Source organism: Streptomyces sp. NPDC021019 (assembly GCF_044333295.1).
GTDB lineage: Bacteria > Actinomycetota > Actinomycetes > Streptomycetales > Streptomycetaceae > Streptomyces.
Genome location: NZ_JBIRQR010000003.1, coordinates 573,286 through 596,951 on the forward strand (window position 1 = coordinate 573,286; position 23,666 = coordinate 596,951).

Annotated in this window: 23 protein-coding genes and 1 pseudogene; 8 read left to right on the forward strand and 16 right to left on the reverse strand. The window is 71.5% G+C overall.

The annotated features are described in order from the left end of the window. The first annotated feature begins 2 nt into the window (after nt 1-2). Together ACH4RG_RS20010 and ACH4RG_RS20015 are read left to right on the forward strand one after the other, a co-directional pair. Nucleotides 3-1,118 (forward strand): DUF1996 domain-containing protein, encoded by a 1,116-nt coding sequence (locus tag ACH4RG_RS20010; RefSeq protein ID WP_398539913.1) that lies wholly within the window; start codon nt 3-5, stop codon nt 1,116-1,118. A gap of 189 nt (nt 1,119-1,307) precedes the next feature. After that, nucleotides 1,308-2,069 carry an isocitrate lyase/phosphoenolpyruvate mutase family protein gene (locus ACH4RG_RS20015; protein WP_398539914.1) on the forward strand — a complete coding sequence of 254 codons (762 nt, stop codon included), beginning with the start codon at nt 1,308-1,310 and terminating at the stop codon, nt 2,067-2,069. Between the two features lie 9 nt (nt 2,070-2,078). Here ACH4RG_RS20015 and ACH4RG_RS20020 read toward each other — a convergent pair. Then, nucleotides 2,079-2,503, reverse strand: a pseudogene (locus ACH4RG_RS20020) (hypothetical protein); the annotation flags it as partial. A gap of 3 nt (nt 2,504-2,506) precedes the next feature. Then, nucleotides 2,507-3,358 carry a DUF3626 domain-containing protein gene (locus ACH4RG_RS20025; protein ID WP_398540030.1) on the reverse strand — a complete coding sequence of 284 codons (852 nt, stop codon included), beginning with the start codon at nt 3,356-3,358 and terminating at the stop codon, nt 2,507-2,509. 115 nt (nt 3,359-3,473) lie between these two features. Between ACH4RG_RS20025 and ACH4RG_RS20030 the strand changes: the two genes are divergently transcribed. Together ACH4RG_RS20030 and ACH4RG_RS20035 are read left to right on the forward strand one after the other, a co-directional pair. After that, nucleotides 3,474-3,650, forward strand: coding sequence for a hypothetical protein (locus ACH4RG_RS20030; RefSeq protein WP_397917712.1), 177 nt, complete (start codon nt 3,474-3,476; stop codon nt 3,648-3,650). A gap of 115 nt (nt 3,651-3,765) precedes the next feature. Next, nucleotides 3,766-4,221, forward strand: coding sequence for a hypothetical protein (locus ACH4RG_RS20035; RefSeq protein ID WP_398539915.1), 456 nt, complete (start codon nt 3,766-3,768; stop codon nt 4,219-4,221). A 240-nt stretch (nt 4,222-4,461) separates the two neighbouring features. On the opposite strand, the gene ACH4RG_RS20040 is transcribed toward ACH4RG_RS20035, so the two are convergent. Genes ACH4RG_RS20040 through ACH4RG_RS20055 form a run of 4 tightly spaced genes read right to left on the reverse strand, consistent with a single transcriptional unit; the run spans nt 4,462 to nt 9,089 of the window. Further along, nucleotides 4,462-5,820, reverse strand: a complete 1,359-nt coding sequence (locus tag ACH4RG_RS20040) for a GH1 family beta-glucosidase (protein ID WP_398539916.1) — start codon at nt 5,818-5,820, stop codon at nt 4,462-4,464. Nucleotides 5,821-5,867: 47 nt separating this feature from the next. Then, nucleotides 5,868-6,761: a carbohydrate ABC transporter permease gene (locus ACH4RG_RS20045; protein ID WP_398162691.1), complete on the reverse strand. Its 894-nt coding sequence runs from the start codon at nt 6,759-6,761 to the stop codon at nt 5,868-5,870. Next, complete coding sequence (locus tag ACH4RG_RS20050) at nt 6,754-7,767, reverse strand: carbohydrate ABC transporter permease (protein WP_397917716.1); 1,014 nt, start codon at nt 7,765-7,767, stop codon at nt 6,754-6,756. The genes ACH4RG_RS20045 and ACH4RG_RS20050 overlap by 8 nt, the downstream gene beginning before the upstream one ends. An 11-nt stretch (nt 7,768-7,778) precedes the next feature. Then, nucleotides 7,779-9,089, reverse strand: a complete 1,311-nt coding sequence (locus tag ACH4RG_RS20055) for an ABC transporter substrate-binding protein (protein WP_397917717.1) — start codon at nt 9,087-9,089, stop codon at nt 7,779-7,781. 142 nt (nt 9,090-9,231) lie between these two features. On the opposite strand from ACH4RG_RS20055, the gene ACH4RG_RS20060 reads away from it, so the two are divergent. Further along, the gene (locus ACH4RG_RS20060) at nt 9,232-10,566 is read left to right on the forward strand and encodes an ROK family protein (RefSeq protein WP_398162690.1); all 1,335 of its coding nucleotides are present in this window, start codon (nt 9,232-9,234) and stop codon (nt 10,564-10,566) included. A gap of 73 nt (nt 10,567-10,639) precedes the next feature. Here the strand turns inward: ACH4RG_RS20060 and ACH4RG_RS20065 are convergent, their stop codons facing one another. Together ACH4RG_RS20065 and ACH4RG_RS20070 are read right to left on the reverse strand one after the other, a co-directional pair. Next, entirely contained in the window at nt 10,640-11,143 is a 504-nt protein-coding gene (locus ACH4RG_RS20065) for an NUDIX domain-containing protein (RefSeq protein ID WP_397917719.1), read from the reverse strand. 62 nt (nt 11,144-11,205) lie between these two features. Next, entirely contained in the window at nt 11,206-12,384 is a 1,179-nt protein-coding gene (locus tag ACH4RG_RS20070) for a LacI family DNA-binding transcriptional regulator (protein WP_398539917.1), read from the reverse strand. Nucleotides 12,385-12,704: 320 nt separating this feature from the next. Here ACH4RG_RS20070 and ACH4RG_RS20075 point away from each other — a divergent pair, with 320 nt between their 5' ends. Continuing rightward, the gene (locus ACH4RG_RS20075; protein WP_398539918.1) at nt 12,705-14,069 is read left to right on the forward strand and encodes a transglycosylase family protein; all 1,365 of its coding nucleotides are present in this window, start codon (nt 12,705-12,707) and stop codon (nt 14,067-14,069) included. Here ACH4RG_RS20075 and ACH4RG_RS20080 read toward each other — a convergent pair. After that, nucleotides 14,059-15,123 carry a DMT family transporter gene (locus ACH4RG_RS20080; protein ID WP_397917722.1) on the reverse strand — a complete coding sequence of 355 codons (1,065 nt, stop codon included), beginning with the start codon at nt 15,121-15,123 and terminating at the stop codon, nt 14,059-14,061. The two genes, ACH4RG_RS20075 and ACH4RG_RS20080, sit on opposite strands and share 11 nt — an antisense overlap. Before the next feature lie 233 nt (nt 15,124-15,356). Here ACH4RG_RS20080 and ACH4RG_RS20085 point away from each other — a divergent pair, with 233 nt between their 5' ends. Continuing rightward, a complete protein-coding gene (locus tag ACH4RG_RS20085) occupies nt 15,357-16,061 on the forward strand; it encodes a (2Fe-2S)-binding protein (protein ID WP_397917723.1) in 705 nt (234 codons plus the stop codon). A 22-nt stretch (nt 16,062-16,083) separates the two neighbouring features. On the opposite strand, the gene ACH4RG_RS20090 is transcribed toward ACH4RG_RS20085, so the two are convergent. Beyond that, nucleotides 16,084-16,446 carry an STAS domain-containing protein gene (locus ACH4RG_RS20090; RefSeq protein WP_397917724.1) on the reverse strand — a complete coding sequence of 121 codons (363 nt, stop codon included), beginning with the start codon at nt 16,444-16,446 and terminating at the stop codon, nt 16,084-16,086. 218 nt (nt 16,447-16,664) lie between these two features. Continuing rightward, a complete protein-coding gene (locus ACH4RG_RS20095; RefSeq protein ID WP_397917725.1) occupies nt 16,665-17,180 on the reverse strand; it encodes a MarR family winged helix-turn-helix transcriptional regulator in 516 nt (171 codons plus the stop codon). 86 nt (nt 17,181-17,266) lie between these two features. Between ACH4RG_RS20095 and ACH4RG_RS20100 the strand changes: the two genes are divergently transcribed. Beyond that, nucleotides 17,267-18,448, forward strand: coding sequence for a PP2C family protein-serine/threonine phosphatase (locus tag ACH4RG_RS20100; protein WP_397917726.1), 1,182 nt, complete (start codon nt 17,267-17,269; stop codon nt 18,446-18,448). A 159-nt stretch (nt 18,449-18,607) separates the two neighbouring features. On the opposite strand, the gene ACH4RG_RS20105 is transcribed toward ACH4RG_RS20100, so the two are convergent. The 5 genes from ACH4RG_RS20105 to ACH4RG_RS20125 all read right to left on the reverse strand — a co-directional run bounded on the left by ACH4RG_RS20105 (nt 18,608) and on the right by ACH4RG_RS20125 (nt 23,487). Then, the gene (locus ACH4RG_RS20105; protein WP_397918114.1) at nt 18,608-19,081 is read right to left on the reverse strand and encodes an ATP-binding protein; all 474 of its coding nucleotides are present in this window, start codon (nt 19,079-19,081) and stop codon (nt 18,608-18,610) included. Nucleotides 19,082-19,177: 96 nt separating this feature from the next. Then, nucleotides 19,178-19,621, reverse strand: a complete 444-nt coding sequence (locus ACH4RG_RS20110) for a response regulator (protein WP_397917727.1) — start codon at nt 19,619-19,621, stop codon at nt 19,178-19,180. Further along, a complete protein-coding gene (locus tag ACH4RG_RS20115) occupies nt 19,618-21,237 on the reverse strand; it encodes a CHASE3 domain-containing protein (RefSeq protein WP_397917728.1) in 1,620 nt (539 codons plus the stop codon). Before ACH4RG_RS20115 ends, ACH4RG_RS20110 begins: the two co-directional genes overlap by 4 nt. A 1-nt stretch (nt 21,238) precedes the next feature. After that, nucleotides 21,239-22,474 (reverse strand): PP2C family protein-serine/threonine phosphatase, encoded by a 1,236-nt coding sequence (locus ACH4RG_RS20120; protein ID WP_397918115.1) that lies wholly within the window; start codon nt 22,472-22,474, stop codon nt 21,239-21,241. 116 nt (nt 22,475-22,590) lie between these two features. After that, nucleotides 22,591-23,487 carry an RNA polymerase sigma factor SigF gene (locus tag ACH4RG_RS20125; protein ID WP_397917729.1) on the reverse strand — a complete coding sequence of 299 codons (897 nt, stop codon included), beginning with the start codon at nt 23,485-23,487 and terminating at the stop codon, nt 22,591-22,593. Nucleotides 23,488-23,666 lie beyond the last annotated feature (179 nt).

Consider the following 23,666-nt stretch of genomic DNA (forward strand, 5'->3'; position numbering starts at 1 on the left):
CCATGGTGACAAGACTCGACAGAACGGCCCTGGTGTCCGTCCTGATGGTGGCGACCGCCCTGGCGCTGGTCGCGCTCGGGCTCACCGCGATCACGAACGCCGGAGCGACCGCCGCCGAGGCGGCCCCGCCCCCGTCCGGCAAACCGGCGGCGGCCTCGCACGTCATGCAGGGCCACAAGATGGCGTCGGCGAAGCCCGTCGCCGTCGGGGACGACCCCGACGGCGACGGCTACATACCGGCGGACCCCCCGGTCACAGGAGTGGAGCCGTCCGACGAGATCCCGCCGCACCGCTACTTCCACGAGTTCCAGGCCAACTGCTCGGTCAACCACACCGCCCCGGACGACCCGATCGTCTACCCGGGCCGGGCCGGCGCCTCGCACGACCACACGTTCATGGGCAACGACACCACGAACGCGAGCAGCACCACCGCGTCCCTGAGCGCGGGCGGAACCGCCTGCCTCGCGCCCGGCGACCTGTCCGCCTACTGGATGCCGACGCTCCACAACGGGAACCAGGAGGTCCGCCCGGTCGGCCCCCAGACCATCTACTACAAGGCCGGAGTCACCGACTACCGCACCGTACTGCCCTTCCCCAAGGGACTGCGGTTCGTCGTCGGCAGCCCCACACAGACCGCGCAGGAGTTCCGCGACCACCCCGGGATGGTCGAGGGGTACGAGTGCGGGGAGAGTTACCACAACTACGACTTCCCCGCCGCCTGCCCCACCAGCCGGGACACCCAGCTCAACCTGCGCATGCAGGCGCCCAGTTGCTGGGACGGCAAGCATCTGGACACCCCCGACCACAAGGCCCACATGGCCTATCCGATCGTGATGGGGGCCAACCAGGACGTCTGCCCGACGAGCCACCCGGTCGCCCTGCCGATGATCGAGTTCAAGATGGCGTGGCCGGTCAACGGTGACATGTCGCAGGTGAGACTCGCCAGCGGCACCGGTCACTCCTTCCACTACGACTTCTTCAACGCCTGGGACGACGCCACGCTCGACGCCCTGGTCGATCACTGCATCGTCGGTGCTCTCCAGTGCAACGCCCGTGGCTACGACGAGAACAACCCGGGGGAGGGAGCGGTCCTGGACGAGAACTACGAACTGTTCTGATCCGGGAAGCCCATCGAGCCTCGTCCTTCCAGCCGGACAGCGTCGGCCGCCGCTGCCCGGCGGCCAACGCCGGCGACGGTGCGCAGGGAGCCCGCGGCGGCCACGGACACTCGTGACCGCCGCGGGCTCGACGCCTTCGCACCCTCGGCCGCGCCCCGTCGGCACGTCGCGGAAGGTAGCGTGCTCGGCATGGACCTTCGTATCACCGTTGAGCGCGCTCAACGCCTCAAGCAACTGCACGCCGAGCACAGGCCCCTCGTCCTGCCGACCGTCTGGGACGTCTGGTCGGCGCGGACAGCGGCCGACGCCGGGTTCCCCGCGCTGACGGTCGGCAGCCATCCGCTCGCCGATTCCCGGGGGGCCGCGGACCAGGAGGGTCAGACCTTCGACGAGGTGCTCTCCGCCGTCAGGCCGATCATCGCGGCGGTCGACGTCCCCGTCTCCGTGGACCTGGAGGCCGGCTACGGACAGCAGCCCGCGGATCTCGTCGCCGGTCTCGTCGAGGTCGGCGGTGTCGGCCTCAACATCGAGGACACCGTCCACTCGGAGGGGGGACGCGTACGGAGTACGCAGGAGCACGCGGCCTACGTCGCCGGCCTGCGCGCGGCGGCCGACGAGGCGGGAGTCCCGGTCTGGATCAACGGGCGCACCGACCTGTTCCTGCACGCGGAGGACGCCTCCGCCGTTCTCGACGAGGCGATCGAGCGACTGCGGGCCCTCGAGCAGGCGGGCGCCGACAGCGTCTACCCGGTGCGTATCCAGGACGACGACGAACTGCTCGCGGCGGTGACGGCCGCCGTCTCCGTGCCCGTGAACTCCACGGCGCATCCGGTCAACCACGACCTCGACCGCTTCCGCCGTCTCGGCGTCGGCCGGATCACCTACGGTCCGCTGCTGCAGTTCGCGATGGCGGACGCGATGAAGGGCATGCTGGGGCCGTGGACCCCCTGAGAGATCGCCTCAGTCGGTCGATCTCCGACAGCAGATGAGGGGGCGGCGAGGCAGGCGACGGCGAGGAAGTGCTCGGCCTCGCGTTCGTGGCGTCGGTGCGGACGACGGCACCCGGACAGCCGGGCCACCGTCCGCTCCACGGTCCAGCGGTGACGGCCGAGACGCTGGGAGGATGCGTCGCCCCTGCGCGCGATACGCGGGGCGAGGTTCCGGGACCGGAGCCATCTCGGCGGGTGGTCGTCGTCGTAGCCCCGGTCTTCGTGCGGTTCGGCCGGACGGCGGCGGCGCCCCTTGAGGGCTCGCATGGTCGCGGAGTCGATCGCCCGCCTCGACCGGTCCGGCTCCCCGTGGGCGCCGAGCCCGTCCAGCACCGGGCGGTGGAGCTTCGCCCACTCCTGTGTCGCCGTCCACTCGGAGAACCGGCGGTGGACTGTCTGTCATGCGCCTCTGGCACCGGCCCCTCGACGAAGGCCGTCGAGTACGGCCTCTTCCATCGGTGCCGGAACCACCGGTCTGTCCACGGCCTTCCACGGGTTCCCGAATCGCGCCAGGTAGTGCCACACCTTCTTGACCGCCTGGGGGTCATGGTGGCCGGCGCGTGCTGCGTCTCCGATGATCCGGGGATCGAGCATGGCGTCGACCGCGATCCGCGTGCCCAAGTCGATGTATTCCCGGCCACGGTAGTCAGGGTGCCGTCGGAGTTCTTCGACCCGGAGCCGGAAGCCGGGGTGCCACTCCACCGGGCAGCCAAGACGCAGAGCCGCGTCCTCGACCGCCGTGCCCCGGTAGCAGGGGTCCAGCACCAGCGCCTCCACATCGCATCGGAGCTGGACCGACCCGTGCACCTGCGCCTCGATGTAGTCGTCGAGCTCGTCCTGACGATCGGCGCAGGCGAGCTCGATGAGCCCCATGCGGGCCGCGACACCGAAATCCGACGGTTCGAGGAAACTGTCCGGGTAGCAGAACGTGCTCCGCGTCAGCGTCTGGGCCGCCAGCCGGAAGTGGGCCGAACCGAACCGCGGCGCCCCGCCGACCGACTTGCGGCGGAAGTTCAACGCCCCGTAGGCGGGCCGCTCATGAGCGGTCGCTTCGTCGTAGGCTCCGTCGAAGATCCGGCTCTCCCAGCGCCACCGGTCGCCGCCCGGATGAGCGGTCAAGCCGCCGTTGCTGGTCCCGGTGACGAACTGCGAGTGGTAGACGCCGTCCTCGGCCATGGCGTCCAGGATCGGCTTGCCGTGCAGCAGACGGTCCGGGTGGAAGTTGAGGGTCACCCGCAACGCCGGGTCCATCGGAGGGCCCGAGGCCAGTCCCGCGACATGCCGAAGGGCCCGTTCCCGCGCTGTCCGGAAGGTTGCTGAGCTCATCAGCACAGTGTTCCCCACTCTGATCAACCGGTGTACGTGGATGGTCCACCGTCAGCCTGTCGAGACCCGCCGCGAGCACGTGGCGGCGGCGCGTGGACTCGATGGCGACCGACTCCACGCCCGGAGCCAGGTGATCGCACCGTTCACGGCCATCGCCCACCTCGGTGGCGGTGGCGAGAAGCCGCTGATCGATGAACTGCTCGCCCGGGTCCGGTGAGCGCGTACGGTCGTGCCGATCACCTCGTGCTCAACTTCCGCCGGGACCGCGGGCGTCGGCCGCCGGCCCTGGAAATCCGTTGCTCTGGCGTCCGTCGAACGGGCACGCTTCCGGCATGCGATTCCCCGCCGAAGCCCGCCGCGACGTCCAAGTCCGCTACACCCGGCCGAGCTGTATGGGCGGGTTCGCCTGGTTCACCGTGGACTTCGAGCCACTCCCGGACGGGCGGCTCGGTTTCGCGTTCGTCAACCCGCTCGGCCCCGACGACATCGACGCGGAGTGCGCGCAGGCGGTCAGCGACGGGATACTGCTGTGGCTGATCGGAGCGGGGCTGCGCAACGTCAACTTTGACCGCCCGCCCCTCCCCACGGCGAAGGAACTCGCGGAGGGAGTGTCCGTCCGCCCGGACGCCGGACCGGGGCTCATCGCCCTGCGGGCGGTACTCCGGCACTCACGTCTGCAACCTCTCGACTCCCTGCCCTGGACCCATGCGCGCGCCGGGTGGCGGGCAGCGGAAAAGAGCTGGCGGGGCGAGGAAGCGACCGATGACCCGATGGACCGTGCGCTGTAGGTTCGTGCGGTCGCCGGGGAGCCCTTCGAAGTCGCTCCGCCCCGACCCGTCGAACGCGACGGTCTCACGGTCGAGCACCGCGGTGCGCCTTCGCGTCGATGGAAGACCGTCCGATCCTTGTCGGCAGGTGCCGCCGCAAGCTCCTTGCGGGACCGGCCGTCGGGTGGTCGGCGACCGGTCCGGCCGCGGCGAGGGATGCGCCGCGGCCGGAGGGGGCCGGCAGGAGCCGGTGGAGGAGGGTCAGACGGCCGTCCGGCCGCGCCGCTCCGCGTGCTTCCGGATGAGCTCCGCGTACCGGCGTCCGCTGCTCTTGACCGTACGGCGCTGGGTCGCGTAGTCCACGTGGACCAGACCGAACCGCTTGTCGTAGCCGTACGCCCACTCGAAGTTGTCCATCAGCGACCAGGCGAAGTACCCGGCCAGCGGGGCTCCCTTGTCCACCGCGCGGGCGCAGGCGGCGAGGTGCTCCTCCAGGTACCGGACGCGCTCCGGGTCGTGGACCGAGCCGTCCGCCGCGACGACGTCCTCGTACGCCGAGCCGTTCTCGGTGACGTGGATCCGCTGGACGCCGTACTCCTCGGTCAGGCGGAGCAGCAGCCGCTCCAGGCCCTCCGCGTGGACCTCCCAGTCCATGTGGGTGAGCCGGGCGCCGGGGACCGGGACCTGCTTCGCGTGCGGTGCGGGCCCGTCCGGGTCGGCGGTGACGATCTGCCGGAAGTAGTAGTTGAGCCCCAGCCAGTCGAGCGGAGCGGCGATCGTCTCCAGGTCGCCGGGCCGGACCGGGAGCTCGACCCCGTACTCCTCCACCATGTCCTGCGGGTAGCCGCGCCCCAGGATCGGTTCCAGCCACCAGCGGTTGATGTGGCCGTCGGCGCGGCGGGCCGCGGCGAGGTCGGGCCCGCTCGTGCTCGCCGGCTCGATCGGGCTGAGGTTGTTGACGATGCCGACCCGGGCGTCCGAGGAGGCCGCCCGGATCGCCCGCACGGCCAGACCGTGGCCCAGGTGCAGGTGGTAGGAGGCCCGCACGGCGGCGGTCAGGTCGGTGAGACCCGGCGCCATCCGGCCCTCCAGGTGACCGATCCAGGCCGAGCACAGCGGCTCGTTCAGCGTCGCCCAGTCCTTGACCCGGTCCCCGAGGCGCTCCACCACGTGGGAGGCGTACGCCGCGAAGTGCTCCGGGGTCTCCCGTACGGTCCAGCCGCCCCGGTCCTGGAGCGCCTGCGGCAGGTCCCAGTGGTAGAGCGTGGCGAACGGGGTGACCCCGGCCTCCAGGAGGCCGTCCACGAGCCGGTCGTAGAAGTCCAGGCCCGCCTTGTTGACCGGGCCGTCCCCGCCGGGCACCACGCGCGGCCAGGCGATCGAGAAGCGGTAGGCCTCCGCGCCGAGCTGCTTGATCAGGCCGATGTCCTCGGGGACCCGGTGGTAGTGGTCGCAGGCCACGTCACCGGTGTCGCCGTTGTCGATCGCGCCGGGGGTGTGCGAGAACGTGTCCCAGATCGAGGGGGAGCGGCCGTCCTCGGCCACGGCTCCCTCGATCTGGTACGCGGCGGTGGCGACGCCCCAGGTGAAGTCCGCCGGGAGGGCGTTGAGGTCGGACACGTGCTGCCTTTCGGTCGGGGGCGACGGACGGCTCTCGCCGGTGGGGGTCACTTCACGGCTCCCGCGGTGAGACCGGCGACCAGATAGCGCTGGAGGAGCAGGAACCCGGCGACGATCGGGACGCTGACGACCAGGGACGCGGCCATGACCTGGTTCCAGTACACGTCGTTCTGCGTGGCGTAGCCCTGGAGCCCGACGGAGAGGGTCCGGGTGGCGTCGTTCGTCATGACGGAGGCGAAGAGGACCTCGCCCCAGGCCGTCATGAAGGAGTACACCGACACCGCCACGATTCCCGGGACGGCGGCCGGCACGACGACCTGGAAGAGGGCGCGGACGGGGCCGCAGCCGTCGACCAGGGCCGCTTCGTCGAGGTCCCGGGGGATGGAGTCGAAGTACCCGATCAGCATCCAGATGGAGAACGGCAGCGAGAACGTCAGGTACGTGAGGATGAGCCCGCCGCGCGAGCCGTACAGCGCGACGCCGGTGCTGTTGCCGATGTTGACGAAGATGAGGAACAGCGGCAGCAGGAAGAGAATGCCCGGGAACATCTGCGTGGACAGCACCGTGACGGTGAAAACCCGCTTGCCCATGAACCGGTAGCGGCTCACCGCGTAGGCGGAGAACACCGCGATCGTCACCGACAGCACCGTCGCCGAGCCCGCCACGATCAGCGAGTTGACGAAGTACTTGGCGAGCGGAACGGTCTCCCAGATGTCGAAGTACGGCTGGATCGTCAGCGTGGACGGGATCCACTGGAACTTCCCCGACACGTCCTGGAGCGGCTTCAGCGAGCTGCTGACCATCACGTAGACGGGCAGCAGGACGAAGCCGGCGAGCAGGGTCAGGACGATGCGGCGGGTCCAGAGGAAGGACCGCGGCGCGGCCATCGGCGAGCGGGCCCGCGACCGGGTGGTGCGGGTCGGCCGCGTGAGGCTAGACATCGGCGCCCTTCCTTCCGCGCGAGGTGAGGAACAGGTACACGGCGGTCACGACCAGCAGGAAGAGCAGCAGCAGGACCGACATCGCGGATCCGGTGCCGAAGTTCCAGGTGACGAACGACGACTGGTAGATGTGGATCGAGATCAGGTCCGCGCTCTCCGGCGCCGATTTCCCGAACAGGACGTACGGGGTGTTGAAGTCGTTGAACGTCCACAGGAAGAGCACCAGGACCAGGACCTGGTTGACCGGGCGCAGCGAGGGCAGCGTGATCCGGCGGATCTGCTGCCAGATGCCGGCGCCGTCGATCGAGGCGGCCTCGTACAGCTCGCGCGGGATGTTCTGGAGCCCGGCCATCAGCATGAGGAAGGCGAACGGCCAGCCCTTCCAGACCGAGACGATGATCAGGGCGTAGATGCTGTTGTCACCGATCAGCCAGAACGACGGCTCGTCGGTGATGCCGAGCTGGTCGTGCAGGACGTGGTTGACCAGCCCGTTGTCCCGCTGGAACATGAACGCCCAGGTGATGACGGCCGCGTAGACCGGCAGGGCGTACGGGACGAGGAAGATCGCCCGCAGGAGGCCCCGGCCCCGGAAGCTCTCCTGGAGGAGGATCGCCGCCGCGGTGCCGAACAGCCAGGCGAACCCGACCGAGAAGAACGTGAAGACGCACGTCACGAAGAACGAGTGGAGCAGGGCCTCACCGATCGGCGCGTCGAAGTCGACGGCGATGCTGTAGTTGTCGAGGCCGATCCAGGGCGCCGCGCCCCAGTTGCTGATGAAGAACTGTGTGAGCTGCCGGAAGCTCATCACGATCCCGATGACCATCGGGAGGATGTGGATGAGGAGTTCGAGCAGGACGGCGGGCAGGAGCAGGAGATAGGGCAGTCCGCCTTGGCGGATCCGGTCGGGGATGCGCGGCAGTCTCCTGCGCGCACCCCCGGTGCCCCGGCTCGTACCCGTGCCGGTCGACTTGTCGACCTCGGGGTCCGTGGTGACGGTGGCGGTCATGGATCAGAGCCTCACTGCTGCATCGTCTGCTGCGCCTTTTCCAGGCGCGCCTTGACGGATTCCTCGGTCACGGGGCGTCCGGCCGCGGCGTCCGCCCACAGTTCCTTGACCGCGGTTCCCACCGCCGTCTCGAACTGCGACTCGTTCGGGACCTGGGGGAGCGGGGCGGCGCTGGTGGCGAGGGTGTCGCGCAGGACCTTGAGGTCGGGGGCCCCGAAGGCCTCGTCGGCCTGTGCGGCCTTGACCGGCGGGATCGATCCGTAGGTCTGGTTGAGCAGTTTCTGCTCGGCGTCGCTCGTCATGAACTTCACGAACTTCTTCGCGCCGTCGATGTTCTTGGTGTTCTTGAAGACGGCCATGTTGATACCCGCGACCATGGAGTTGGTCTGCTTGGCCGCACCCGGTACGCCCGAGGGGACCGGCACCGGGGCCGCGCCCCAGTCCTCGGGCTTCATGCCCTGGGCGGCGAAGGTGGAGGCGGCGGCCTGCCACAGCACCATCGCCGTCTTGCCCTTGGCGAAGTCGGTGAGCGACTGGTTCTGGGCGTACTCCGCGTTGCCCGGAGCGATGATCTTGTCCTTGGCCATGAAGTCGATGTACTGCTTCACCGCCGCGACCGCACCGTCGGAGGTGAAGGTCGCCTTGCCGTCCTTGTCGAAGAAGTCGACGCCGTGCTGCTGGCCCAGGACGAAGGTCTGGTGGATGTTGTTGGAGAGGTTGCCGCCCTCGGCGCCCAGCCCCCACTTGCCGTCCTTGGATATCTTCTTGCCGGCCGCGACCAGCTCGTCCCAGGTTGCGGGCGGCTTCTCGACGCCCGCCTCGGCGAACATCTTCTTGTTGTAGTAGAGGGCGTACGCCAGCGAGTACAGCGGCACGGCGGCGGGCGGCTCGCCCTCCTTGCCGGCCGAGGCGACCGCCGAGTCGACGAAGCGGTCCCGGCCGCCGATCGCCTCGAAGTTCTTCTCGTCCCACGGCAGGAGCGCACCGGTCGCCTGGAGCGAGGCCGACCAGGTGTTGCCGATGTTCAGCACGTCCGGGCCCTGGCCGGAGCTGGTGGCGGCGAGGATCCGGTTCAGCAGGTCGGCCCACGGCACTACCTCCAGCTTCACCTTGATCCCGGTCTCCTTCTCGAACTTCTTCAGTTCGGGAGTGAGGATCTCCTTGTCGGCCTCGATGCTGGGCCCCTGGTTGGACGCCCAGTACGTGAGGGTCTTCGGTGACTCGTTGCTGCCGCCCGAGGTGGTCCCGCCGCCACAGCCGGTGGCGGCTGCGGCGATGGCGAGGGCGAGGGTGGCGGCGCTTGCGGCTCTGGCGTGACGCATGTGAGGTGGCCCCTTTCCGGGGATGGCTGCGTTCGGGAACCGAACGGCCTCCATGACTTATTTTATGCCGTGATTTAAGAGGTGAGGGAAGGTCGCGTCAAGGCCTGGGGCCGGGGTATGTTCCTGGACGGGAAGGAGCAACATGGCCGAGCGCAACAGACGGACCGTGCGTGACCTGCGAAGGGGCAATCGAGCGAGGGTATTGCAACGGTTGTATTTCGACGGCCCGCTGAGCCGCCAGGAGCTCGGACCGGTCACGGGGCTGAGTTCAGGTTCCATCAGCAACGTCGTCGCGGAACTCTCCGCCGAGGGTCTCCTGGAGGAGGCCGGCGTCGTCGACTCGGACGGCGGCCGCCCCCGTACCCTGCTGCGCGTCGCCCCGGACGGCGGGCTGCTCGTCGGCATCGACATCGGCGAGACCCGGGTCCGCGTCGAGCTGTTCGACCTCTCCCTGACCGAACTCGCCCGCACAGAAAGGCTGTTGGCCCAGCACGGCTACGACGTCGACCGCATCGTCGCGCACGTGCGTACCGGCGTCGCGGACGTGCTGCGCGACGCGGGCGCCGACCCGCGCCGACTGCTCGGCATCGGCATCGGGGTCCCCGGCATCATCGAGCGCGACGGACCCGAGGGCCCCGACGGCTCCCGGAGCGCGGTGGTCCACGGCCAGACCATCGGCTGGCGCGCGGTCCCCTTCGAGCAGTTGCTGCGCGAAGCGGTCGACGTGCCGCCCGAGGTGCCGCTGTTCGTCGACAACGGCGCCAAGACGCTCGGCCAGGCCGAGATGTGGTTCGGCGGCGGCCGGGGCGCGGGCGCCGCCGCCATCGCCCTCATCGGCTCGGGCGTGGGGGCCTGCGTCGACCGCGGCGACATCCTCGACGAGGACCGCACGAGCCTCGCCCTCGAATGGGGCCACACCACCGTCCAGCTGCGCGGCCGCCGGTGTCGCTGCGGCTCCATCGGCTGTCTGGAGGCGTACGCCGGCGCGGAGGCCCTGCGCGAGCGCTGGCGCGATGCGGGCGGCCCGCTGCCCGAGGACGCCGACGACGAGACGGCGCTGGCCGCCCTGCTCGCCGCCGCCTACCCGGGAGGCGGCGGCCCCGCCCCGGACCCGGTGGCCCTCGCGCTGCTCGACGAGACGGCCGAATGCCTCGGCGCGGCGCTCGCCGACCTCATCAACCTCTTCCTGCCCGAGCGGATCCTGATCGGCGGCTGGGCGGGACTGCTCATCGGCCCCCGCCTGCTGCCCGAGATCCGCCGGTACGCGAACGAGTACGCCCTGCGCCACGCGGCGGCCCGCACCACCATCGAGATGGGCCGCCTCGGCCCGGACGCGGTCACCGTGGGCGCCGCGACGCTCCCGCTCGCCGCCTTCCTCACCCGGGGCGGCAGCCGCCCCGGGCCGGGCGGCTCCGGCGCGCCGCCCCGTACGGCCGTCCAGGCGGTCCGGGAACGTCACCGCACTCCGATGGCCTGAGCGCGGGATGCCCCGTGACGCGCCCGCCGCCCCGCGCGCCCGCCGACGCGCGGGGCGGCGTGGCTGCCGCGCCTCAGCGGGCCGTGCCCGGCGCGGGGCCGGAGCCCTTCCCGGCCGCGCCGCCCGAGGCCATCCAGCGCGGGTCCACCAGGCCCAGCCACGCGTCCTGGGCGTCGGCCAGCGGGTGTTCCAGGGGAAGCGGCGCGAACCGGCAGGCGAACCGCATCCCCGCGTCGGACCCGTCGCCGCGGACTCGGTGCTCCCACGCCGCCGGCCCGCCCGACGGCGCGTCGAGCAGGAGAAAGGTGGTCAGCCGGGGCTGCCCGGTCTCGGGGTGGGGCCGCTCGTCCACCGTGATCCGCCGGACGACGCGGGCCCCGGTCAGCCCGGTCTCCTCGGCGATCTCACGCAGGACGGCCCGCTCCGGATCCTCGCCCGGCGCGACGCCGCCCGCAGGCACCTGGGTGCCGGCCCCGGGACAGTCCGCATGGTCGAACACCAGCAGGGCGGGGCAGGGGTGACGCCGGATCACATAGGCGGCGACCCGGAGACGGGGCCCGGCCGGGGGTGAGGTCATACGGGCATCCTCGCCCATGTCCGCGCACCCCCGCCCACCGGACCCGAGGGGCTCCACCCGGATCAGGCCGAGCCCCGCACCACCAGCTCCGGCTCGAAGATCACGGAGGTCACCGGAGCGTCCGGCCGGGCCAGCCGGTCCAGCAGGAGGCGCGTCATCTCGGCGGCCATCCCCTCCACCGGCTGGCGGACCGTGGTCAGCGGCGGGCGGCAGGCCAGGGCCGCGCTGCTGTCGTCGAAGCCCACCACCGCGACGTCCCCCGGAATCGAGCGGCCGTGCTCCCGCAGGACGTGGCAGGCTCCCAGAGCCATCAGGTCGTTGGCGGCGAAGACCCCGTCCAGGTCCGGATGCTCCGCCAGCAGCCGCTCCATCGCCGACTCACCGCTCTCCTGGGTGAACTGCCCCTCGGCGATGGGGATGTACGGGTGCCCGTGGCGCGCCATGGTGTCCCGGAAGCCTGTCAGGCGGGCCTCACCCGCCGGTACGCCCAGCGGACCGCTGATCGTCGCGATCCGGCGGCAGCCCCGGCCCAGGAGGTGTTCGGCCGCCAGCCGAGCCCCGTCCTGGTGCGCGAGGTCGACGTAGCTGACCGGGACCGGCCGGGCGGGGCGGGCGAACAGGACGGCAGCCAGGCCGGCGTCCGCGATCAGCCCCGGCAGTGGATCCTCGGCGTGCGTCGAGACGACCAGGGCCCCGTCAGCGCTGCCCTGCCGCAGGTACGCCACCACCTCCTCGCGGGCCCGTGAGGTCTCCGCGAACATCAGCACCGGGTGCATGCCGCGCGGACGCAGGTAGTCGACCACCCCGGTCACCACCCGGCCGAAGAACGGGTCGGAGAACACCTGCGCGGTGAACGAGCCCGAACTCCCGTGGCCGGCCTCGTCCTTCCCGGAGGCCCGAGTTCCGGTCCGGACCCGGGGCTCGCCCCAGCCTCCGTCCCCGTCCCCGCCCCCGTCTCCGGACGCTCCGGTGCCGTCGTACCGCCGGGCCGCCTCCGGCTCGACACCGGCGCCGGACACCACCAGGGCGATGGCGTCCGTCCGGCGGGTCACCAGGGACCTGGCCGCCCGGTTCGGGGTGTAGCCCGTCACGGAGACCGCCTGACGCACGGCCTCCTGGATCACCGGGTCCACGTTGCGCACCCCGTTGACGACCCGGGAGACGGTGGCGCGCGAGACGCCGGCCGCCCGCGCCACGTCCTCCAGGGTGGGCGCTCCGGCCGAGCGCGGATCATCCGTCATGACCGCATTTATAGCACTCGATGGAGAGCGCTCTCCATCTATCCGGTCCAGGCGGGGCGAGGTGAGGAGCCCGACCGGGGAGCAGTGGGGGGGGCGGGGAACGGAGGGGACGACGGGGGAGAGCGGCGGCGGGGAGCGACGCGTTCGGGCGAAGCGCGTCGGGCGGAGCGGAAGTTGAGGCCGGCCGGACGGTCAGGGATCGGAATCCGGCCACGAACCGGCCGAGTGCGGCCGACTATCACGTTTTGCTTGTGATCAGTCACTGGGCGGACCTACGTTGCCCCTTGCGACATGACCCGACGCCAGTGGGGGAGCCACGTATGGCCGCGAACGGACGGCACCGCAGATACCAGCCGAGCCGGATCAACCGTGCCTCGCTCACGGTGACGGCGAGCGGCGCGGGCATCGCGCTTCCTCTCATCACCGCGGCGTCCGCGGGGGCCGCGCCGGTCGAGGTCTGGGAGAAGGTCGCCGCCTGCGAGTCCAGCGGCGATTGGGCCGTCAACACGGGCAACGGCTACTACGGCGGTCTGCAGTTCAGCGGCTCCACCTGGGCCGCCTACGGCGGCACGCAGTACGCGCCGCGCGCCGACCTCGCCGACCGGGACCAGCAGATCGCCGTCGCCGAGAAGGTCCTGGACGGCCAGGGCCCCGGTGCCTGGCCCACCTGTTCGGTACCGGCGGGGCTCACCCGGGGAGGGGACGCGCCCGGGGCCGCCCCGGAGGCGGGGCCCGACACGCAGAGCGCGGGAAGCCGGCCCGTCCGGGCCGCGGCGCCGCAGAGCGCACCGCCCCGGCAGCCGCGGACCCTTCCCGCCGAGGCGACGCCCACCCATGTGCCGGGCAAGCGCGACTCGTACACCGTCGCGACCGGCGACTCCCTCTCCGGGATCGCGTCCGCCCAGCGGGTACGCGGCGGCTGGCAGGGCCTCTACGCGGCCAACCGCACCGTCGTCGGAGGCGACCCGGACCTGATCTTCCCCGGTCAGCGGCTGAGCCTCGACCAGAGCCGGGCACCGAAGGCGGGGGAGGGGAAGAGCCCCGGACAGCCCGCGCGGAAGGCCGCTCCGAAGCCCCCGGCGGCGCCGGAGGCGAAGAAGGCGGATCAGCGCAGGGCCGAAGCCAAGAAGGACGCACCCGCGCAGACCGCGCCCAAGAAGGAAGCCCCGAGACAGCGGGCCCCTGAGGAGACGGCCCCGAAGCAGCAAGCACCCAAGAAAGAAGCACCGAAGAAGGAAGCACCGAAGAAGGAGCGCCCCGCTCCGGAGCGGGCCGCGAAGCACACCGGTTTCAGCGCCCCGGTCTCCGCCGGCACCGGCACGCCCTACCGGCAGGCCGGCGGCTGGTCCAGCGGCTATCACACCGGCGTGGACTTCCCCGTGCCCACCGGGACATCGGTGAAGTCGGTGGCTCCGGGCCGGGTCGTCTCGGCCGGCTGGGCCGGAGCGTACGGCTACGAGGTTGTCATCCGGCACAGCGACGGGAAGTACAGCCAGTACGCCCATCTCTCCGCGCTCCACGTGCGGGCGGGGCAGTCGGTCTCCGGTGGGCAGCGCATCGCCCGCTCCGGTTCCACGGGCAACAGCACGGGCCCGCACCTGCACTTCGAGATCCGGACGGGCCCCGGCTACGGTTCGGACGTCGACCCGCTCGCCTACCTCCGGGCAGGCGGCGTCAGGGTCTGAACCGTCCGGTCGGAGCGGGAGCGGCGCAGGGTGGCTCCACCGCGCCGCCGCTGCTTCGTGAGGGGCCCGGCGTGCCGAACTCCAGCCGCGGCACCGCCTGCCCCGGCGTCAGGGGCGACGGCAGCCGCGTCACGGGGAGCCGCCCCGACGCCGGTTCCGGCACGACGGGTGACGGCGAAGGGGCAGCCTCCGAACCGGCGGCGTCCGTACGCGGCTCCCGGGCCTGCTCCGTGCGCAGTCGCTCCCGCGTCAGCATGATCAGCCCCCCGGCGGCCAGCGCCCCGCAGGAGATGGCCAGGACGGTGCCCGGGACGCCGAGGCGGAAGTGCTCGCCGAACAGCGTGATGCCGATCGCGGCGGCCACTACCGGGTTGACCACCGTCACCGTCGCGAGCGGAGCGGTGAGGCCCGCGCCGCGGTAGGCGGCCTGGGAAAGGAAGAGGCCCGCCGCCGCGAGCGCGGCGATCACCAGCAATGGCAGGGCGCCCGAGCGCAGCGAACCGGACGTCCATTCCACGGCCACGGTCTTGGTGAACACCGAGGCCATGCCGAACGCCGCGCCCGCGCCCGTGGCCAGGACGATGCTGCGCAGGACCGGTCGGCGCAGCGTACGGGCGAGCACGACGAGCGCGCCGACGGCCCCGAACGTCACCGAGGCCAGCAGCGCCTGCTCGGGACCGCTCAGGGTGTGCGGCTCGGCGTTCCCCGTGAGGGCCAGCAGTCCGCCGAGCCCGGCCGTCGCCATCAGGGCGCCGCGCCAGGCCGTCGCCCCCGCCCTCCGCCCGACGAACAGGGCCGCCATCGGCAGGGCGCAGACGATCGTCAGCGCGCCGAGCGGCTGGACCAGGCTGAGCGGGCCGTACGCGAGCGCCACCACATGCAGGACCGCACCGGTCCCGTTGAGAAGGACGGCGGCCCACCACACGCCGTTGCGCAGCAGGGCCTGCCACGCGTTGTCACCGGTCGCGGCCACGCGCTCCTGGACGATCGCCCCGGCCGCGTAGGCGACCGCGGAGACCAGTGACAGCAGCACGGACAACGCAAGGGAGCTCATGTACACCACGATGTCCCGTCCGGGGCCTCACGTCGTCGTCCTTGAGACTGCACTTCGGCCTACTGCCCCAGTAGTACGCCCGACGGACCGACGTCCTCCTCCCGACGGTAGTCCTCTCGTCCCCGGGCGTCAGAAGTTCTCGCCCGGCGGATACGGTGAGCGGCGGGGGCGGCACCGGCGGTGGCCGTACGGCCGGTCACGGGAGCGGGCCGGGAACCGAGGGGGGTACAGGTATGGACCTGGTGCTACTGGCGTCGGTCGGGGGATTCTTCGCGCTGCGGACCACTCCGGTGCCGGGCGGCGGGCACCGTCCGCTGGAGGAGTTGTACGCGGGGGACGGCGCCCCTCTCGCCGCGCGGGTCGACAGGGTCGCGGCACGCCTCGCGGCCCCCGAGCGCCGGGTCGCCGCCTCCATCGCCCATCTCGGTCTCGCCGCCCGGCTCTGGTCCCTCGCGCTGGGCCCGGCCGCGCTCTTCGGACGGATCCCCGCGCTGCCGCCCGACACCCTTCACTGGGACCCGTCGGCCACCTCGCCGGACGACCTGTGGCTCGCGGGGACGGCCGAGCTGCCCGGTACGGCGGCCCGGATCCGCGAGGAGGTCCAGCACGGGCATCTGGACCCGCTGGCCGAGGCGTTCCGGCGCGACGGCACCATCTCGCCGCAGCTGCTGCGGGGCAACGCGGGGTCCGCGCTCGCGGGGTCCGTGCGCGAACTCGTCGCCTTCGCGCGGGCCCACGACCGGCCGGACGTGGCCGCACGGGCCCGCGCGCTGGCGGCCGAGCTCTTCGACGACGAGGCGCTGCGCCACACCGGGGCCCCGCACGGTCCGGCGTTCCGGCGGCGGAGCTGCTGCCTGTACTGGCGCTGCCCGGGCGGCGGGCTGTGCGGGGACTGCGTGTTCGACCGGACGCCCGGAACGGGTGCGAAGGGGCGGTAGCCGCCCCTTCGCACCCGGGCCGTCACGAAGGCAGTACGGCCTCGATGGCGGCGTCCACGGACGGCAGTACGGGCAGGGCGGTGTCGAGGCCGATCATGTCGATCAGGCGGCGCATGAACGGGGACGGGGCGGCCAGCCGCAGCCGGTCGCCCAGCGCGGTGTGCCCTTGGAGGAGCACGTTCACCGTCGTCGAATCCGCGAAGCCGACGCCGGAGAGGTCCACGACGACCGGGCCGGTGCCGTCGCCGGCCGCCGAAGTCAGGGCGAGGCCCAACGGTGTGACGCTGTCGATATCGAGGTCACCCGACACGGTGAGGACCAAAGCGTCCCGCTCCTGCCGAGTGGTGATTCTGACGGCTCTGTCTTCGTTGGGCGATGAAAGCACGGAAGGCACCTCGGGCGGATCGGAAGGGGCGGAGAGCCGTGTCGCCGGACGGGTCGGCATGGTTCCTTCCCTGGTCGCGGCAGGTCTGGACTAACGATAGAAGTAACAGTTGCCATTTGACAACATTCTCCATCGGGTAACAATCTGATCCCCGACAGTGCTCGGCCGGTGGTCGGAGGCCCAGAGCCGATGGATGCGGAAGCAGGAGCTGGATGAGGCTAGGCGCTGTCGGCGACATCGTCGCGGAGTGGAGGGGCGGCCGTGCCCCTTCCAGGGGAAAGGCGCTCCGAAGCGGCGGCGTGGAAGGCCGCGAGGCCCTCGGCGAGGGCGGCGAGGGCGGCGGGATCCATCCGTTCCAGCACGGCGTTCAGTTCGCCGGCGCGCAGGGCCCGGTACTCTTCCAGAAGGGTGCGGCCGCGCAGACTCAGCCGCAGTTCGACTTCGCGCCGACTGGTCGGACTGGGCGCCCGCACCACGAGCCCCATCGCCTCCATCCGGTCGCAGAGCCTGCTGACGGAGGGAGCACGCGATCCCAGGGCTTCGCCCAGCGCCCGCAGATTGGTGCCTTCCTGCTTCTCGATCACGAGCAGGGCCCGAAGCTGGGAGGGCGATACCGTTCCCGAAGCGGCCGATTCCTGACCCCGGCCCCACAGCACCTCCAGCAGCTCCGAGGCGGCGACGGCGTCGGCGGACGCCTGTTCGCGACTGCTCGGGCGAAATCCTCGGTGGGGCATTCAGCCACTGTGTCACCCGTCAGGCCCGCTTGTCAGCCCGGCCCCGGCCCCTACCACGTCGCAGGACGAAGATTGCGCGAGAGACCGTGAACAGACGAACGGACATCGAGGCCGCCGTACGGGCCGCGGCGCCGCACGCCCTGCTGGCCACCCTGCGCACCGAGCTCAGCAGCGCCTACGGAGCCCTCGCGGTCGAGCTCCACCTCGCCGACTACGGTCTGCGGGTCCTCAAATCCCTGGACCGGCCCGACGACGAGAACGAGCCCCTCTCTCTCCACAACAGCCCCGAGGGCCGGGCCTTCGGCAGCCAGGAGCCCCGCGAACAGCAGGTCCGGCACGACGACGCCGTCGACCACCACCTGCCCGTGACCGTACGGGGCGAACGGCTCGGCATCCTCACCGTCCGGCTGCCCCAGGTCCTGTCCACCCCCGAGCTGGTCGGCGAGCTGACCCACATGGCGGACCTGCTGGGCCACGAGATCCTCGTCGCGGAACGGGACACCGACCTGTACCAGCGCGCCCGGCGCACCACCCGACTCACCCTTGCCGCCGAGATGCAGTGGCAACTGCTGCCCGCCCGCGCCTGCACCGCCGCCGAGTTCGCGATCGGGGCCCAGTTGGAGCCCGCGTACGCCATCCACGGCGACAACTACGACTGGGCCGCCGACGCCGACGAGCTGACCCTCGCGGTGACCAACGGCATGGGCGAGGGCATACAGGCCTCCCTCCTCACCAACCTCGCCGTCAACGCCCTGCGCAACGCCCGCCGGGCCGGCATCGGCATCGCGGACCAGGCGGCCCTCGCCGACCAGGCGCTCTACGACCAGCACCGCGGCGCGTCCCACGTCTCCACCCTGCTGCTCCGCTTCGAGCTGGCGACCGGACGGGTCGGCGTCGTCGACGCGGGATCGCCGCAGCTGTGGATGCAGCGCGGCCGGGAGGTCCGCCGGATCGAACTGGAAGCACAGCTGCCGCTCGGGATGTTCGAGGAGTCGCAGTACACGGTTCAGGAGTTCCACGTGGAGCCCGGCGACCGGCTGCTGCTGCTCAGCGACGGCGTCTACGAGGCTGAGTCGCCGCTCGGCGAGGCGTACGGGGAACGCGCGCTGGCCCGCGCCATCCAGTCGACACGGCTGCTTCCGGCCGCCACCGTTCCGCGGGCGATGCTCGGCGAACTGGCGGAGTACCGGGGCACGGAGACGCTCGACGACGCACTGGTGCTGTGCCTGGACTGGTTCGGCCGGCCGGAGGGCCGGGACGCGTCCTGAGCCGCGGCGGAGGAGATCTCCCGCGCCGACGAGCCCGCACGCCACAGACCCGGGTCCTCGGGTGAGCCGCTGGGTCGCCATCAGGTTCCCCCGTCACCGAGAAGTCGGTGGAGATCGAGGTCACCGCCGTGCTCGACGCCTGAGGGACGCCGGCCCGGCTCAGGTGCTGAGCTGGAACTCCGCCCGGATCCGCTTCCCCACCGGCACCCGCTCGGCCGTGAGCCGGTCGCACAGGGCCACCACGATCTCCATGCCGTGCCCGCCGAGGCGGGACGGGTCGGGGGCGTACAGCACGGGCAACGCGGTGCTGCTGTCGTACACCGTGACGCTGATGAGCTGCGCGTTGCCCTCCAACTCCAGGAGGTAGGGGCCGTGGCTGTAGCGGTCGGCGTTGGTGACCAGCTCGCTCACGGCCAGCATCAGGTCGCTGCGCGTGTGCTCGCCGATCGGGGCGAGGCACTCCACAGCGAGGCGCGTCAGGAAGCGGTCGGCGAGCGCACGCGCCAGCGCGATGCAGCCCGGCTCGCCGTTGAAGACCTCGGCGCTGAGCAGTACCTCGCCGGAAGGCGGTACCTCGGCGGAAGCCAGCCCCTGACCCGGGTCTTCCGGTGGGGAGGTGACCTGTTCGTTCATGTGCTCCAGCCAGGGCGCCGCAGTGAGGTCGGAGACCTTTTCCGCCATTCGTCTACCCCTGGCGAACGATCCCACTCCAGGAGATCCGGACCGATCCTACGCACGTCCGGGCAGCCGCACCACGGTCACGAAGAACTCGTCGATCTGGCGCACCGCGGCGATGAACTGGTCGAGGTCCACCGGCTTCGTCACGTACGCGTTGGCGTGCAGTTTGTAGCTGCGCAGGATGTCCTCCTCGGCCGAGGACGTGGTGAGCACGACCACGGGGATGAGGGAGAGTTCGGGGTCGCCCTTGATCTGTTCCAGCACCTGCCGGCCGTCGTACCTCGGCAGGTTCAGGTCCAGCAGCACCAGGTCCGGGCGAGGGGCCTCGGTGTACTCGCCGCGCTGGTAGAGGAAGTCCAGTGCCTCCTGTCCGTCGCGGACCACGTGCAGGGTGTTGCGGATCTTGTTGTCCTCGAAGGCCTCACGGGTCATCAGCTCGTCGCCGGGGTCGTCCTCGACGAGCAGGACCTCGATGGGCTGGACAGGGGTGTTCACGAAGGATCTCCCGGCTGGCTGGTGAGCAGGGCGGGAGCGAGCAGCTCCGCCGTGGTGTGCGTGGGCGCCTCGGGCGCCACCGGCAGGGTGAAGTGGACGCGTGCGCCTTCGCCCGGTTCGGGCTCCAGCCAGATCCGGCCACCGTGGAACTCGATGATCTTCCGGCAGAGCGCGAGGCCGATGCCCGTGCCCTCGTACTCGTCGCGGGCGTGCAGCCGCTGGAAGATGACGAACACCTTGTCCGCGAACTCGGGCGCGATCCCGATTCCGTTGTCCGACACCGTCAGATGCCAGTCCTCGTCCTCGCGTACGCAGGCGACCGAGATCCGGCACGGGACGCCCTCCCGGCGGAACTTCACCGCGTTGCCGACGAGGTTCTGCCAGACCATCGTGAGGGCGGTCGCGTCCCCGACCAGTTCGGGCAGGGACTCCGGCCGCTCGACCACCGTCCCCGACTCCTCGATCGCGAGGGTCAGATTGGCCAGGGCGCGATCCAGTGCCCGGTCCAGATCGACCGGCTTCCAGCTCTCCTGCACCCGGCCCACCCGCGAGAACGTCAGCAGGTCGTTGATGAGGACCTGCATGCGCTTGGCGCCGTCCACCGCGAAGGAGATGTACTGCTTGCCCCGCTCGTCGAGCTCCTCGCCGTACCGCTTCTCCAGGAGCTGGCAGAACGACGCGACCTTGCGCAGCGGCTCCTGGAGGTCGTGCGAGGCGACGTACGCGAACTGTTCCAGCTCCGAATTGGAACGGCGCAGCTCCTCCGTCTGCTCCGCGAGCAGGGCCTCGCGGTCCTGGGCCTCGGCCAGTTCGTCGGCCAGCCGCCGCCGCATGTCCTCCACGGCCCAGGCCACGGCCTGCACGTCGGACGGCCCCTTGATCTCGATCCGCGTTCCGAAGGCCCCCGACCTGACGCGGTCCGAGGCCGCGCGCAGCCGGCTCAACGGGACGCCCACCACCCGGTGGAGCAGCAGGCTCAGCGCCGCGACGGTCAGCACGAAGACGGTGACCAGCGCGATCACCACCCGGTCGCGTGTGATGCGCGCGGTGTCGAGGTCCGCGCGCGCCTGGTCGCGGGCCTCGGCGAGATGCCCCTGCTGGGCGTCGTACGCCCGCCGCAGCTGGTCGAAGTCCGCCTTGCTGCGCTGCAACTGGGCAGAGGTTGCGGCCTCGCTCGGCCCCTGCTCCCGGACCGTCGCGATCAGCGGCTCGGCCTTGCTCCGCCGCCACTTCTCGGCAGCGGAGGCGATCGCGTCGAGGTCGTCGGCGTACCGGCTGCCGGGGCCCACCAGCCGCCGGACCTGTGCGCGGCGCTCCCGCTCGGCGGCCTTCCCCGCCTCGTACGGTTCGAGGAAGGAGTCGTCGCCGGTCAGCGCGAATCCCCTGACCCCGGTCTCCTGGTCGAGCAGGGAGTTCTGGAGCTGGAAGGACGCGGATCTGGCGGGCTGGATGCGGTCCACCAGCTCGGTCGTCCGATCGGAGATCCGGGCCATCACCAGCCCGCCGATCACCAGACAGGCGCAGACCACCACGATGAATCCGCCGAGAATGAGGTGGACCCAGTTCTGCACCGACAGCCGCGCGGCGAGGCCGCCCGGCGCTGGTTTCTTCGTCATGTCACCGCTCATCGGATTCCGATCCCCAGCCCAGATGCAGAACGGCCACATCGTCCGCGAGGCCGCCGTAGGGGGCGGCACCCTCCGCTGCCCCCGCCACCAGGGCGTCGACGAAGGCGCGGGCCGGCAGATGACCGCTGGCCTGCGCCATCGCGAGCAGTCCTTCCTCGCCGAGGCGGCTGTCGGGTCCGTCGCGCCCCTCGAAGAGCCCGTCCGTGAAGAGTACGAGACCCGCACCGGGCCTCAGCGGGATGTCGACCGTCGGCCACCGGCCGGCCCCGGGGAGCAGACCGAGCGCCATGCCGCCCTCGGGCTCGACCCAGGTGACGTCCGTGCCCTCACGCAGCAGCAGGCCGGGATGACCGGCCCGCAGGACCTGAGCGTGCCGCCGCCCGGGCGGGAACGCCAGCGAGGTGACGGTGGCGAACACGTGCGAGTCCGAGCGCTCGGCGACCAGGATCTCCTCCAGCAGGGCTATCTGCTCGGGCTGGGACGTACCGCACAGCACGGCGGTGCGCCAGGCCACCCGCAGACACACACCGAGCGCGGCCTCGGCGGCCCCGTGCCCGGAGACATCGCCGATCACCGCGTGCACCGTGCCGTCCGCGGTCTGCACGACGTCGTAGAAGTCACCGCTCAGCAGCCCGTGGACCCGCCCCGGCTCGTAGCGGGCGCGCGCCCGGAAGCGGTCGTCCCGCAGCAGGGGGACGGGCAGCAGCCCGCGCTCCAGCCGGGCGTTCTCCTGGGCGATCAGCCGGTTGGCGCGCAGCGCGGCGGCGGCTCGTTCCACTTCCTTGCGCTGCAGGGCGTAGCGGACCGCGCGCGCGAGCACCTCCGGGTCCAGGCGGCCCTTGACCAGGTAGTCCTGGGCGCCACCGGCGACCGCGCGGAGCCCGGTGCCGGACTCCTCAAGACCGGTGAGGACGACGATCGCGGCGTCGCTGTCGGACTCCAGTATCTGGCGCACGGCGTCCAGGCCGTGGACGTCGGGAAGGTGCAGGTCCAGGAGCACGCACACCGGCGTGGTGGCCGCGCTCAGGAAGGCGCGCGCCTCGGCCAGGGTCTTGCACCAGGTGAGGGCGGAATCCAGCTCGCTGTCGGTCAGCATCTCCTCGACGAGCAGGGCGTCACCCGCGTCGTCCTCCACGAGCAGGATCGACGCGTTCAGATTCCACAGCGGGGACTCGCGGTGCTGTGAGGCCCCGACCTGCTGGGAGGGAATTCCGGAGATGCCCACAGGAATCGGCGATGTGCCCACGGGCGACTCGGTCAACCCTCCACCCTCTCGTGCGACGGCGCGGCTCGTCCGGCCTGGTCGTCAGGAAGCATAAGCGAGCCAGGGTTCCCGCAGACTCACGCCTCGACGCTCATCCCCTTGCGCAGCTGCTGGACGATCCTGCTGAGCAGCCGCGACACATGCATCTGGGACACGCCGAGCTCCGCGCCGATCTGCGACTGCGTCATCTCCGCCCCGAAGCGCATCTGCACGATCCGGCGCTCCCGGTCGTCGAGCCGGTCGAGCAGCGGGGCCAGCGTGTGCAGGTTCTCGACGGTCTCCATGCCCGGATCCGCCTCGCCGAGGACATCGGCGTACGCCCGCTGCTCCTGGCCCGAGTCGCTGTCCGCGGAGGGGGTGTCGAGGGAACCGGCCGAGTAGCCGTTGGCGGCCACGAGCCCCTCGATGATCTCCTCCTCGGAAAGGTCGAGGTGGGCGGCCAGCTCCTTGACGGTGGGGTCGCGGTCGAGCTCCGCGGAGAGCTGCTCCTTCGCCTGGGCGAGGGCCACCCGCAGCTCCTGGAGCCGCCGCGGCACATGCACGGACCAGGTGGTGTCGCGGAAGAAACGCTTGATCTCGCCCACGATGTAGGGCACGGCGAAGGTGGCGAACTCGACCTCGCGGGAGAGGTCGAACCGGTCGATCGCCTTGATCAGGCCGATCGTGCCGACCTGGATGATGTCCTCGGTGTCGTCGCCGCCGCGGTTGCGGAACCGCGAGGCGGCGAAGCGCACCAGGGAGAGGTTCATCTCGATCAGGGTGTTGCGCGCGTACTGGTGCTCATGGGTGCCCTCCTCCAGGACCTGGAGCCGGTCGAAGAAGATCTTCGACAGGGCCCGTGCGTCCTGCGGGGCGATCTTGCCGGCGTCCTCGACCCAGGGCAGTTCTCCGGTGGTGACGTCCGCCGTCCGCGCACCGGTCCGGCTGTCGCTCAGCGGCGTCGTTCCGGTGGCTCGCGCTGACATCGCCGTCATGGTGTCGCCCTCCCTGCTGCCCAATGTGTCGGACGGTCGCCTGCCCGCTCCTCACGAAGTCATGCGTCGCTGATTCCGCTTTTTTCGCGGAGCTCTGCGGCGCCCCTCCGCCGGAGGCCTCTCCCGTGCCCCTCCGCCGGGGGCCGCCGTACCCCGCCCGTACGCCTCTCGAACAGAGC

Bases quoted from the DNA above. Each gene is read 5' to 3' on its own strand.
- ACH4RG_RS20010 (WP_398539913.1), top strand. From the start codon at position 3: ATGGTGACAAGACTCGACAGAACGGCCCTGGTGTCCGTCCTGATGGTG.
- ACH4RG_RS20015 (WP_398539914.1), top strand. From the start codon at position 1,308: ATGGACCTTCGTATCACCGTTGAGCGCGCTCAACGCCTCAAGCAACTG.
- ACH4RG_RS20025 (WP_398540030.1), bottom strand. From the start codon at position 3,358: ATGGACCCGGCGTTGCGGGTGACCCTCAACTTCCACCCGGACCGTCTG.
- ACH4RG_RS20030 (WP_397917712.1), top strand. From the start codon at position 3,474: ATGGTCCACCGTCAGCCTGTCGAGACCCGCCGCGAGCACGTGGCGGCG.
- ACH4RG_RS20035 (WP_398539915.1), top strand. From the start codon at position 3,766: ATGCGATTCCCCGCCGAAGCCCGCCGCGACGTCCAAGTCCGCTACACC.
- ACH4RG_RS20045 (WP_398162691.1), bottom strand. From the start codon at position 6,761: ATGTCTAGCCTCACGCGGCCGACCCGCACCACCCGGTCGCGGGCCCGC.
- ACH4RG_RS20050 (WP_397917716.1), bottom strand. From the start codon at position 7,767: ATGACCGCCACCGTCACCACGGACCCCGAGGTCGACAAGTCGACCGGC.
- ACH4RG_RS20055 (WP_397917717.1), bottom strand. From the start codon at position 9,089: ATGCGTCACGCCAGAGCCGCAAGCGCCGCCACCCTCGCCCTCGCCATC.
- ACH4RG_RS20060 (WP_398162690.1), top strand. From the start codon at position 9,232: ATGGCCGAGCGCAACAGACGGACCGTGCGTGACCTGCGAAGGGGCAAT.
- ACH4RG_RS20065 (WP_397917719.1), bottom strand. From the start codon at position 11,143: ATGACCTCACCCCCGGCCGGGCCCCGTCTCCGGGTCGCCGCCTATGTG.
- ACH4RG_RS20070 (WP_398539917.1), bottom strand. From the start codon at position 12,384: ATGACGGATGATCCGCGCTCGGCCGGAGCGCCCACCCTGGAGGACGTG.
- ACH4RG_RS20075 (WP_398539918.1), top strand. From the start codon at position 12,705: ATGGCCGCGAACGGACGGCACCGCAGATACCAGCCGAGCCGGATCAAC.
- ACH4RG_RS20080 (WP_397917722.1), bottom strand. From the start codon at position 15,123: ATGAGCTCCCTTGCGTTGTCCGTGCTGCTGTCACTGGTCTCCGCGGTC.
- ACH4RG_RS20085 (WP_397917723.1), top strand. From the start codon at position 15,357: ATGGACCTGGTGCTACTGGCGTCGGTCGGGGGATTCTTCGCGCTGCGG.
- ACH4RG_RS20095 (WP_397917725.1), bottom strand. From the start codon at position 17,180: ATGCCCCACCGAGGATTTCGCCCGAGCAGTCGCGAACAGGCGTCCGCC.
- ACH4RG_RS20105 (WP_397918114.1), bottom strand. From the start codon at position 19,081: ATGAACGAACAGGTCACCTCCCCACCGGAAGACCCGGGTCAGGGGCTG.
- ACH4RG_RS20115 (WP_397917728.1), bottom strand. From the start codon at position 21,237: ATGACGAAGAAACCAGCGCCGGGCGGCCTCGCCGCGCGGCTGTCGGTG.
- ACH4RG_RS20125 (WP_397917729.1), bottom strand. From the start codon at position 23,487: ATGACGGCGATGTCAGCGCGAGCCACCGGAACGACGCCGCTGAGCGAC.